The sequence below is a fragment of the Tumidithrix elongata BACA0141 genome (assembly GCF_036349135.1).
GTDB classification, from domain to species: Bacteria; Cyanobacteriota; Cyanobacteriia; order Pseudanabaenales; family Pseudanabaenaceae; genus Tumidithrix; species Tumidithrix elongata.
In genome coordinates this window covers 1-8,628 of sequence record NZ_JAZBJZ010000161.1, presented here as the reverse complement: position 1 = coordinate 8,628, position 8,628 = coordinate 1, and the positions used below count along the sequence as shown (strand labels likewise).

Here is an 8,628-nt window from a genome sequence, read left to right as displayed (position 1 = left end):
CTAGATCTTTGCTCCTACGGCGCTATTGCTTACTAATTTTGTCCGAAGTATTGATCTAGCGAACTCGGCATTAATTTCGCGCTTGGCATATCAAGAGATGGCAAACCAACCAGAAAGTGTGAGTGATGCTGGGAAGAAAGTGTACCCACGCATGTGGACGTTCTTCCTTGCTGGTTTAGAAGTAGGGTTACGCCTGTTTGGACTTTATTTTTTATTCTCTTTTGCTGGGGGAATTGTCGCAGGAGTTTTGAGCATTGGATCGAGATCTCCACTCAATCAGTCTCCTATATTTTTTGTGATTATTATTGTAGTGATCGTGGGGCTGGTTTGGTACTACACCCGCTGGAGCATTTCCGAAGTTCCCCTAGCCGTTGAGACTGAGCTGAGTTCCAGCCAAGGTGTCCAAAGAAGTTGGGATCTCACTGCTGCTGCCGTAGGCAGAGTACAACTGATCGTGTTTGTCGCGTTCCTAGTCACCATTCCAATTCAGGCAGTCACCAATTATCTACCTAGTTACTTCCTTCGCTTGATCCCTGTCAATTCATTCGCCTTCTGGATGGTTTACATCGTTAATCTTCTGATCAGCCTGTTGGGTGGGGTGATTGTGTTGCCTTTCTGGCAATCGATTAAAGCGGTTATGTATTACGATCTTCGCAGTCGTCGTGAGGGTATCGATCTGCAACTCCGCGATCGCTAAGTTATTGCCCAAATTCTATTTTTTGTATGCGCCTGTTTAACCGAATCACACTGCGTACCCCCGAAAGTGTCGAGCTAGAATTCACGCTGGCAGGGATTGGCAATCGCGCCCTTGCTCTGGCGATCGACTATTTAATCTGGGGAATCATCTTAGCGCTGGTTTTCACCTGCTGGGCGATCGCGTCCACGCAATTTCCCATATTGCAAGGGAATGCTCCTCGCCAATGGATTGCCGCGATCGCCTTTTTGCTGGGATTCGCTGTTTATGTGGGCTACTTTGTCTATTTTGAAACCCTGTGGCAAGGGCAGACCCCAGGTAAACGCTGGACAAAAATTCGGGTGATTCGCGAAGATGGTAGACCGACTGGACTACAGCAGGCAGCCTTAAGAGCCTTACTGCGCCCTGTAGATGACCTCTTTTCGATTGGGGCGTGGTGCATTATGCTTGGGGCAAAAGAGAAGCGATTAGGCGATTGGGTCGCAGGTACGCTGGTGATTCAAGAAGATCGGCTTGTGGCTGCGGCAAATTTTCCCTTGTCTAAAGAAGCGCAAGCGATCGCCGATCGCTTGCTAGTAACCACAAATATCGCGGCGCTCATCCCCGATGACTTTGCCGTAATTCGCGAATACCTGCAACGGCGCAAGGTGATGGAAAGCAATGCCAAGCTCAAACTGAGTCGGCAGCTAGCCCAGCAAGTTCAAAATATTATCGAGCTAGAGGGTTCCATGTCTGGCATTACCGACGATGTCTTCCTAGAGGCAATCTATTTGGCCTATCAACAACAAAGTAACTGAAATCAAGAAGTCTATGGAAGGAATCTTTAACCTTCAAATAGGCTAAAGACCGCAATCATAAATCATCTCAAAAAAGTTCGTTTCGGCTTCTTGGCAATCAGACTTACCAAACTCAACAAATCCAGCCCCAACCGATATCATCATAACGAACCTAATCAATACCTATGAGAAGCTTGTAGTTTCCCAAAAGTTTGACAGGCTTATGGGGGCATGATATTAGTTAGGAGTCCTAACTAATATCACAGAGATCATTATTCATGCTTAATATTGAGATTTTAGAGTCAAGTTTCCAACTCGTGCAGGATTCTAAGCAGGATTTCCCCACTGCTTTCTATACGAACCTTTTAGGTGATTATCCCGAGGTTAAGCCCCTATTTGCCAAGACAAAGATGAACGAGCAAGGAGATCATCTGTTTGATTCCTTGCAGTTTGTTGTCGTGAATCTCCGTAACGCTGAGCTTTTGCAAACAACGCTCAAGGGCTTGGGCACTCGTCATGTGAAATATGGCGTGCTACCCAAACACTATCCCCTCGTTGGAAACTCTCTACTCAAAACCTTGGCAAGCCTTGCTGGCGATGCATGGACTCCTGAAGTCAAACAAGCTTGGGTGGATGCCTATGGTGCGATCGCTGCGGTCATGCTAGAGGGGGCAGAGTATTCAGCGGAGGTATTGCAACTAGCAGAGAAATAGGTGTCTAGCTTTTTGCCTTCTCTAAAAATATGCCCATGAATTTCTCCATTGTTTTGTGGCAACGTCTCAAGCATCAGCTATCAAAACGTTCTATTCCTCAAGAATTGCAAGTACCCATAGAAGGGAATCCCACAAACAATCATAAAAAGGGAGCTTTTAAGTTCTTAAAGAATGGGAGAGGCTCTCGCAGGTTAAGAGTCTATCTTCGCAAGTCTCATCAACGAGGTCATGCCTATCAACCTCGATTTTCCTATCCTCAGATTTTGTTGTCTTGGCTTGGAAGTTTTGTGGGAATTGCGATTTTAGCCTATCTTTCTGCCTATAGTCCCTATCCACTGATCGCGGCACCTATGGGTGCAACGGCTGTACTGGTATTAGGAGTTCCCGATAGTCCCTTAGCTCAACCGCGAAATGTGGTTGGCGGAAACTGTTGGGGAGCATTCGTGGCGATTGTATGCGTGCAACTGTTTGGCACAGCTCCTTGGGTAATGGCTTTGGCAGTTGCAACCACGATTAAGTTGATGAAGCTAACGCGAACCATTCATCCACCATCGGGTGCAGTTGCTCTAATTGGTGTCATGAGCGGTGTATCTTGGCATTTTTTCTTCACTCCTGTATTCGCAGGATCGATTATTATTGTGCTTTGGACGGTGGTGTTTAATAACCTCGTACCAGGCAGAACTTATCCCAAGCATTGGCTATAGATCTTGGCTAAATATCACTAAATATCACCACGAGCAGATCGCTGATAACAGATATGAGTACAGATGAGCAGGGAAATTCCGTCAATCTCGATCGCGAATCGACGGAGCAGCGTATTTTGATCGGGCTTTCTAAAATCGGCATTGCCCTAAAAAGTCAATCTTGGCAGGATGCAGGTCAACATGGGTTGTCTCCTACCCAAGCCCAAATTCTATCGTTGTTACAAGCTAAAGGTACAAATGGAATGCGTCTGTCCGCAGTGGCAGATGGTCTAGCTGTAACTGCGGCGACGGCGAGCGATGCGGTAAGGGTGTTAGATGAAAAAGGTCTGGTGCAGAAAACCCGATCGCCTGAAGATGGACGTGCGATCGCAATTACTCTGACTCCTAAAGGGCAAAAGTTGGCAACCCAAACTTCCTGCTGGTCTGATTTATTGCTAGGTGCGGTAGGAGAAATGTCCGAACTAGAGCAGACGATTTTCATGCGAGGACTGATTAAAATGATTCGCAAACTACAGGAAGCGGGTCAAATTCCGATCGCAAAGATGTGTGTAACCTGTCGCTTTTTTCAGCCCAATCGCTATCCGCACAGCGATCGCCCCCATTATTGCGGTTTGGTGGATGCGCCCTTTGGCGATCGCAATCTTCGTTTAGAATGCCCCGATCAGATCGCTGCACCAACAGACATTGCCACGCATAACTGGGAACAATATCAAACAAAACTTGGGTAGTCCTAAAAAGGAAAGACCGCGCTAGGCGAGGAACTCAGAGCCAAAATATATGGAAGGCTCCCTTTCTGCCATTTCCGACGATGTATTCCTAGAGGCAATCTATTTGGCCTATCAACAACAACGCAACTAATACCAACGAGTAAACTTTAACTCTTCTCTATAGTTGATCGGTGTTAAAGGTATCGCATTGCTTGATGTCGCCCGAACTAAAACCGCGTTTGAACCACTTAACCCTTTGCTGAGAAGTACCATGGGTAAATGATTCTGGGATAACATTTCCCGTTGCCTGTTTCTGCAAATAATCATCGCCGATTTGCGTGGCAGTATTTAGTGCTGTCTCGACATCGCGATCGCCGATCAAACCGCGTTGCGCTGTATTAAAGCCCCAAACCCCCGCATAACAGTCGGCTTGAAGTTCGATTCTCACTGAAAGCTCATTGGCTTTTGTCTTGCTTGAGCTGGATTTTAACTGTCTCACCTTGCCCGATGTCCCCAATAAGTTTTGAATGTGATGCCCTACTTCATGGGCGATCGCATAGGATCTGGCGAAATCGGCATCAGCGCCAGCCGTGGCTTGCAGGTACTGAAAGAAGCCCATATCTAGGTAAACTTTCTTGTCCGCAGGGCAGTAAAAGGGGCCTGAAGAAGTCTGGGCAGATCCGCAGGCAGAATTCACGCTGCTACGGAACAATACAAGCTTGGGCGGTTGATATTGCGTATTGAGCTGCTGTTGAAAGATTCGCGTCCACACATCTTCGGTATCGCCTAAAACCGATCTGACAAAGTCTGAATCCCGATCGTTTTTGGGTTGGGTGTGTTTTTGTGTGACTGGGGCAGTTGTATTATTGGGGAGAAAACCCATGATTTGGGCGGGGTTGACTTTAAAGATTAAACCTAAAATCACAGCGATCGCCGCGCCACCAACGCCGACCCCACCAAGCATGCCAACGGGAGCTTGCGAGGATGAACCCTCACGCTCGTCTTCCACGTTGTCACTTTTGCGCATTTCATCCCATTTCATATTGCTTCCTCGTTTTTGTGCAACATCTTCTCGATGATAGTTTACTTCTAAGCTACAGCAGTCATTTGATGCATAACGATTCTCGTTTTTTTGGGCTAGTATAGCCCCATGAGCAAGCGTGGTTCTTAGAAAAAGTCAAATCTACTGGTAGTGTTAACAATATTTTTTCAAGACTTGTAACACTATATCTAGTAAATTTTCTGATTTTGGGTGTATAGTCATCTACTAAACCTAAACTGGTAAGACTTGACTATGGTGCGTGAACTTGAACGGGCAAAACAGGTGAGCCTATTTCCAGACAGTGCTCCTGCTGCCTATCCTGTGTTTTATAGAACCTATAGCCGCAAGCAAAGCGGACGGCGTGAAAGTTGGGCTGAAGTATGCGATCGCACCCTGAGTGGGTTAAAGCAGCTTGGTAGCCTCACAGATGCAGAAGCCGAACTGATCGATCGCATGCAGCGGCAGGTAAAAGCCATGACCTCAGGGCGTTGGCTATGGGTCGGAGGCACGGACTGGATCGAGCGATCGGAAAATTTCTCAGGTGGTTACAACTGCACGAGTACCAATGTTGTAGACTGGCAAGCCTTTGGTCTGATGATGGACTTAGCCATGATGGGCTGCGGTACGGGCGCGATGCTAGAGCCAAAATATACCGACCAACTACCTGCCATTCGCAATCGCCTCAATGTTAAGGTCGTGGGTGAAATCGGTGCAACTCCTGCGGATGCAAGACGCGATCGCACCGAAGTTAAGTACGATGTTGCGAATAACCAAGTCACCATTCACGTAGGCGATAGTCGTCAAGGATGGGTCAAGTCCTATCAGACCCTGCTAGAACTCTCTACCGACGAGCGCTTCACGGGTGATGTTGAGATTATTGTCGATATTAGCGATGTACGTCCCAGTGGCGAACCGCTCCGAGGTTTTGGTGGTGTTGCCAATCCTGTCAAATTGCCCAGTCTCTATGCCCGATGTGCTTCACTTTTAAATAAAGCCTTGGGGCGCAAACTCACCTCCGTCGAGTGCTGCATTCTGATCGACGAAGCCGCAGTCTGTATTGTCGCTGGGAATATTAGAAGATCGGCTGGGATGAGGCAAGGGGATAGCAACGATCCTGCGTTCGCTAGCGCCAAAGAGAACCTCTGGCAGCAGGATGCTGAAGGAAATTGGCGCATCGATCCCGAACGCGATGCTTTGAGAATGGCAAATCACACCCGTGTTTTCCATCGCAAACCGACCTTAGAGGAATGTGTAGAAGCCGTTCGCAAGCAATATTACTCAGGTGAAGGGGCAATTCAGTGGGCAGGCGAAGCGATCGCGCGTTCTAGTGCCGACATTCTCACAAACCTAGAGCTAAAAAAAGAATTCCTTAAGGTTTACGAACAGGGAAGAGATGCGGCGAAGGAATGGTTGAAATCTCAAAAGCCAGAAATGAGCGATCGCGAGATCGAACATCGGTTACAGCGTTATGGCTTGAATCCTTGCGTTACAGCCGATACATGGGTTCACACCGAGAATGGGGCGCGGCAAGTGAAAGACTTGCTAGGTAAACAACAGAGCCTCTATGTGAATGGTGAGCTATTCAGTACGACGCCAGAAGGTTTCTTTTTTACAGGTGTGAAGCCGATTCTGAAACTAGAAACTAAGGAAGGGTATACACTGCGACTGACGGGCAATCATCAATTGCTCAAGGTTACAGCCCAAACGCAAAAGAGTCAATATTCAGAATGGGTTGAAGCAGAAAAGCTGCAAGCAGGCGATCGCATCTTGCTCCACAATCACCGAGGGCTACAACCTTGGGATGGCAAAGGAAGCGCTGAGGAAGGATGGCTTTTAGGGAATTTAGTCGGTGATGGTTGTTTCTCTAGTTATGCGGCAAGCTTTAGCTATCAAGCGAAGCTCAGGTTTTGGGGAGACAATCAAATCGAGATGAAAGACCATGCCCTGACTTTAGTGAAGAACGTAATTCCTAACTCTGAGAATTTGCACGGGTGCTATAATTCTCAAAATAAATACTATGAAATTGGCTCTGCTGGTCTATTAAAGCTTGCCAAGCAATATGGGATTTATCACGGTAATAAGACAACCACGCCAGAAGTCGAACAATCTAGTTACGACTTCTATCGCGGATTTTTGCAAGGACTGTTTGACGCAGATGGTAGCGTTCAGGGTACTCAAGAGAAAGGCGTGAGTATTCGTCTGGCTCAAAGCAATCTGCCTTTGTTAGAAGCTGTGCAACGGATGTTACTTCGCATAGGGATTAGTGCTTCGATTTACCAAAACCGCAGGAAGGAAGGATCTCGGATGATGCCAGATTCCAATCGCCAACTTGCTGAATATCATTGTAAAGCACAGCATGAGCTTGTAATTGCTAACGATAACGTTCAAGTTTTTGCAGAAGTTATCGGATTCCAAGAACCAGCAAAATCTGCTCGACTCCAAGATCTACTGTCTAGTTACAAGCGCAATCTAAATCGTGATCGCTTTACAGCCATGATCGCCACGATCTCATTCGATGGCGAAGAAGCCGTTTATGATTGCACCGTGCCATCTGTTCATCGCTTTGATGCCAATGGCTTTGTTGCCCATAACTGTGGTGAAATTCTTGGCGCAGACTTCCATTGTAATTTATCGGAAGTTCACTTAAATCGACTCAATCCTTTGGACGATCGCGAGCAAGAAGATGCCTTTACAGCAGCGGCTTTGTCCGTGGCGGTATTGCTCAATCACCAATTTAACGAACCGCGCTACCAAGAGTCGCGCCTGCTCGATCCGATTGTGGGAGTTTCCTTCACGGGGTTATTTGATTTCTTCGTGCATGCGTTTGGCGTGGAATGGCTAAATTGGTGGACAGAAGGCAGACCCGATACGATTAAGGGCTTGGAATTTAAGGCAAAGGAACAGGCCTATTTGACGCGTTGGAGTGAAATCGTTCATCGTGTTGTCTGGGATTATTGCGATCGCCACCAGATCAAACGTCCCAACCGTTGCACGACCGTGCAACCTAGCGGCACGAAATCCCTACTCACAGGTGCATCCCCTGGGTGGCATCCTCCCAAAGCCCAGCGCTTTTTGCGTCGCATCACGTTCCGTAAGAACGATCCTGTGGCACTGGCTTGCATAGACTATGGGTATAGCGTGATTCCTTCGCAATCGGATAAAGATGAGAATGGCAATCTGTTGAACGACCCCTTCGATCCGAGATGTTCGGAATGGTTAGTGGAAATTCCCGTAGCGGTATCTTGGGCAGATCTTGAAGGAGCCGATCGCGTTGACATCAGTAAATTTGATGCCTTTACCCAGATGGACTTCTACATGCAAGTGCAAAAGTACTATACGCGGCACAATACCTCTGCTACGGTGGAACTGCGCGAACATGAAATCGAGTCCCTTGGTACGCGGATTTACGAAGCGATTCGCGATGATGAGGGCTATATCTCAGCAGCACTGTTAGCTAGATTTGATGACCTGCAAACCTTCCCCCGTTTGCCCTTTGAGCCCATCGACAAAGCGTTTTACGATGAAGCCATGCAAGGCGTCAAGCAACGTCGTCAAACCAGTGACTTCCAAAAGAGCCTCGATCGCTATGATTCTGGTTTCTTGGTAGAGGCTGGGCCTGCGGGTTGCGACTCTGACAAATGCATGATGCCTGAAGCAACGCCAAATAGCTAGGCTTTCCAGTCAATACATATCTATATATAAACGATCCAACCTAGGGGCAGTGCCCCTGTGTCTGTCCTTGAGAGCTAGGGCAATCACAGGGGCACTGCCCCTTATATTTTCACGCGTGTAATATATTTTGGTCGATCTCCCGAGGTCTATCGCCTAAAACCTGCAAAGTTTTTATAATAATTTTGGCGATCGTAACCATAAAACCAAATGTTTATAACGATTAGTCATCGCAAGCATAAAATCAAAAATTTATATGCCAATCTATATCAATACTTCGGACAAAATTAGTAAGCAATAGCGCCGTAGGAGCAAAGATCTAG

General features: G+C 47.2%; 7 protein-coding genes. 6 read left to right on the top strand and 1 reads right to left on the bottom strand.

Features of this window, described 5'->3' with window-relative positions:
* Positions 1 to 97 precede the first annotated feature (97 nt).
* The 5 genes from V2H45_RS23620 (at position 98) to V2H45_RS23600 (ending at position 3,615) form a co-directional block, all read left to right on the top strand.
* Positions 98 to 697 (top strand): hypothetical protein, encoded by a 600-nt coding sequence (locus V2H45_RS23620; protein ID WP_330486148.1) that lies wholly within the window; start codon positions 98 to 100, stop codon positions 695 to 697.
* A gap of 26 nt (positions 698 to 723) precedes the next feature.
* Complete coding sequence (locus V2H45_RS23615) at positions 724 to 1,491, top strand: RDD family protein (protein ID WP_330486147.1); 768 nt, start codon at positions 724 to 726, stop codon at positions 1,489 to 1,491.
* A 257-nt stretch (positions 1,492 to 1,748) separates the two neighbouring features.
* The gene (locus V2H45_RS23610) at positions 1,749 to 2,183 is read left to right on the top strand and encodes a globin family protein (protein ID WP_330486146.1); all 435 of its coding nucleotides are present in this window, start codon (positions 1,749 to 1,751) and stop codon (positions 2,181 to 2,183) included.
* Positions 2,184 to 2,218: 35 nt separating this feature from the next.
* Positions 2,219 to 2,887: an HPP family protein gene (locus V2H45_RS23605; RefSeq protein WP_330486145.1), complete on the top strand. Its 669-nt coding sequence runs from the start codon at positions 2,219 to 2,221 to the stop codon at positions 2,885 to 2,887.
* Between the two features lie 53 nt (positions 2,888 to 2,940).
* A complete protein-coding gene (locus tag V2H45_RS23600) occupies positions 2,941 to 3,615 on the top strand; it encodes a MarR family winged helix-turn-helix transcriptional regulator (RefSeq protein ID WP_330486144.1) in 675 nt (224 codons plus the stop codon).
* Between the two features lie 157 nt (positions 3,616 to 3,772).
* Here the strand turns inward: V2H45_RS23600 and ypfJ are convergent, their stop codons facing one another.
* The gene (gene ypfJ / locus V2H45_RS23595; RefSeq protein ID WP_330486143.1) at positions 3,773 to 4,636 is read right to left on the bottom strand and encodes a KPN_02809 family neutral zinc metallopeptidase; all 864 of its coding nucleotides are present in this window, start codon (positions 4,634 to 4,636) and stop codon (positions 3,773 to 3,775) included.
* Between the two features lie 252 nt (positions 4,637 to 4,888).
* Between ypfJ and nrdJ the strand changes: the two genes are divergently transcribed.
* A complete protein-coding gene (gene nrdJ, locus V2H45_RS23590) occupies positions 4,889 to 8,308 on the top strand; it encodes a ribonucleoside-triphosphate reductase, adenosylcobalamin-dependent (protein ID WP_330486142.1) in 3,420 nt (1,139 codons plus the stop codon).
* The last annotated feature ends 320 nt before the right edge of the window (positions 8,309 to 8,628 follow it).

Bases quoted from the DNA above. Each gene is read 5' to 3' on its own strand.
- V2H45_RS23620 (WP_330486148.1), top strand. From the start codon at position 98: ATGGCAAACCAACCAGAAAGTGTGAGTGATGCTGGGAAGAAAGTGTAC.
- V2H45_RS23615 (WP_330486147.1), top strand. From the start codon at position 724: ATGCGCCTGTTTAACCGAATCACACTGCGTACCCCCGAAAGTGTCGAG.
- V2H45_RS23610 (WP_330486146.1), top strand. From the start codon at position 1,749: ATGCTTAATATTGAGATTTTAGAGTCAAGTTTCCAACTCGTGCAGGAT.
- V2H45_RS23605 (WP_330486145.1), top strand. From the start codon at position 2,219: ATGAATTTCTCCATTGTTTTGTGGCAACGTCTCAAGCATCAGCTATCA.
- V2H45_RS23600 (WP_330486144.1), top strand. From the start codon at position 2,941: ATGAGTACAGATGAGCAGGGAAATTCCGTCAATCTCGATCGCGAATCG.
- ypfJ (WP_330486143.1), bottom strand. From the start codon at position 4,636: ATGAAATGGGATGAAATGCGCAAAAGTGACAACGTGGAAGACGAGCGT.
- nrdJ (WP_330486142.1), top strand. From the start codon at position 4,889: ATGGTGCGTGAACTTGAACGGGCAAAACAGGTGAGCCTATTTCCAGAC.